Annotated in this window: 2 protein-coding genes; both read left to right on the top strand. The window is 43.3% G+C overall.

Annotation, left to right across the window (positions count from 1 at the left end):
- Positions 1-220 precede the first annotated feature (220 nt).
- Complete coding sequence (locus A3738_RS18010) at positions 221-679, top strand: winged helix-turn-helix transcriptional regulator (RefSeq protein WP_068481781.1); 459 nt, start codon at positions 221-223, stop codon at positions 677-679.
- Positions 680-858: 179 nt separating this feature from the next.
- A complete protein-coding gene (ald, locus tag A3738_RS18015) occupies positions 859-1,995 on the top strand; it encodes an alanine dehydrogenase (protein WP_068478120.1) in 1,137 nt (378 codons plus the stop codon).
- Positions 1,996-2,067 lie beyond the last annotated feature (72 nt).

Below are 2,067 nucleotides of genomic sequence, written 5' to 3' on the forward strand. Positions count from 1 at the left end.
ATTGAAAGATATATTCGAATAATTAGCCGTTTAATAACTGCTATTACTAGCAATTTTTGAAATCCGATTTACAAATAAATACAATTTTCTTGCCTCTCAGGATGTGTACGTTTCATCTTCACTTCTTAGATGTTTCAGCCATTTATTCTGCACTATATCCATTCTTTGGCATAATCATCTAAAATAGACTTCATGACCCAATGAATAAAGGAGATTAATCATGCAGCTCAGTAAGATCGACCTAAAAATATTGCGCGAATTACAAAACGATGCGCGTATTAGTTTTGCTGAACTGGCGCGGCGCGTAGGCTTGTCTAGTTCGCCATGCTTTGAACGTGTAAAAAAGCTCGAGCGCGAGGGCATCATCAAAGGTTATCACGCTCAGCTCGATCCAGAAGCCTTAGGCGCATCTCTACTAGTGTTTGTTCAAATTCGCTTGAACAGAACCAGTGACGATATTTTCAAACGCTTCAATGCTGCGGCCCAAGCACTTGAACAAGTGCAAGAGTGCTACTTAGTGTCGGGTAACTTTGACTACCTAATCAAAGCGCGAGTAAACGATATGAATGCCTACCGAATTTTTCTGGGGGAAACACTTTTAACCTTACCTGGAGTCTTAGAATCAACGTCTTATGTAGTGATGGAGCAAGTCAAAGAGACCTTAGATTTATCGATCTAATAAAATCATTACATGCTTCTCAAATTAAATAATAAAGAACATATATCCAATAAAAATATAAATAACAGACGGTTAGCCTGAAAAATTTTCTTTCAAGCTACAATTAAGAAGATAATTCTGTTCGTTCTTCTCTAACATTATTCGTATTTGAACATGACACGAATCAAGAGGGAGAGAACATGCTTATCGGTGTACCAAAAGAGATTAAAAATCACGAATACCGCGTTGGCTTAACGCCAGCGGGTGTAAAAGAGCTTATCGCAAACAACCACTCTGTTATTGTGCAAAAAAGTGCAGGCGCCGGCATTGGCTTAGAAGATGAGCAATATATTGCGGCAGGCGCACAAATTGTAGCGACTGCAGAAGATGTGTTTGCGCAAGCTGAAATGATTATCAAAGTAAAAGAGCCTCAACCACAAGAATGCGCGCTCCTTCGAGAAGATCAGCTTCTTTTCACATATCTACACCTGGCTCCAGACCCAAAGCAAACTGAACTTCTTTTAAAATCTGGCGTGACAGCAGTTGCATACGAAACAATTACCGATGACAAAGGCGGCCTACCTTTACTTGCACCAATGTCAGAAGTAGCAGGCCGCATGTCTATCCAAGCCGGCGCGCATACTCTTGAGAAAGCACAAGGCGGTAATGGCATGCTACTCGGCGGCGTTCCGGGCGTAGAACCTGCAAGTGTGGTTGTCATTGGTGGCGGAGTTGTAGGTCTAAACGCAGCTCGTATGGCTTCTGGACTTGGCGCTAACGTAACTATCCTTGACCGTAGCATTGAACGCTTGAAGCAAATTGATGACATCTACGGCTCGCAAATGAACACTGTATACAGCACCGCAGATGCAATCGAAAAACACATTAAAAACGCAGACCTAGTGGTCGGCGCCGTGCTGATTCCTGGCGCAGCAGCTCCTAAGCTCATTACCCGCGACATGCTTAAAGACATGAAGAAAGGCGCTGTCTTGGTGGATGTCGCGATTGATCAGGGCGGCTGTTTCGAAACATCAAAAGCAACAACGCATGAAAACCCTACATATGAGGTAGATGGCATTGTTCACTACTGTGTAGCGAATATGCCTGGCGGTGTCGCTAGAACCTCAACCTTTGCATTGACCAATGCGACACTTCCATACGCGATTTCATTGGCAAACAAAGGCGTACATGCGCTGACAGAAAACGCACATTTACTCGAGGGGCTTAACGTCCACAAAGGCATGGTTACTAACGAACCCGTCGCTGAAGCACTTGGATACGCTTATGTATCGCCAGCTTCTGCACTAGCGATGAAAGATATTAAGAAAAGCGCGTAGTTAAAGAAGGTCTGATTAATATTTAGGGGTCGAAAAATCGGCTCCTAAACTTCACATTTTAGTTACCCTCTC

This window comes from Oleiphilus sp. HI0066, assembly GCF_001635725.1.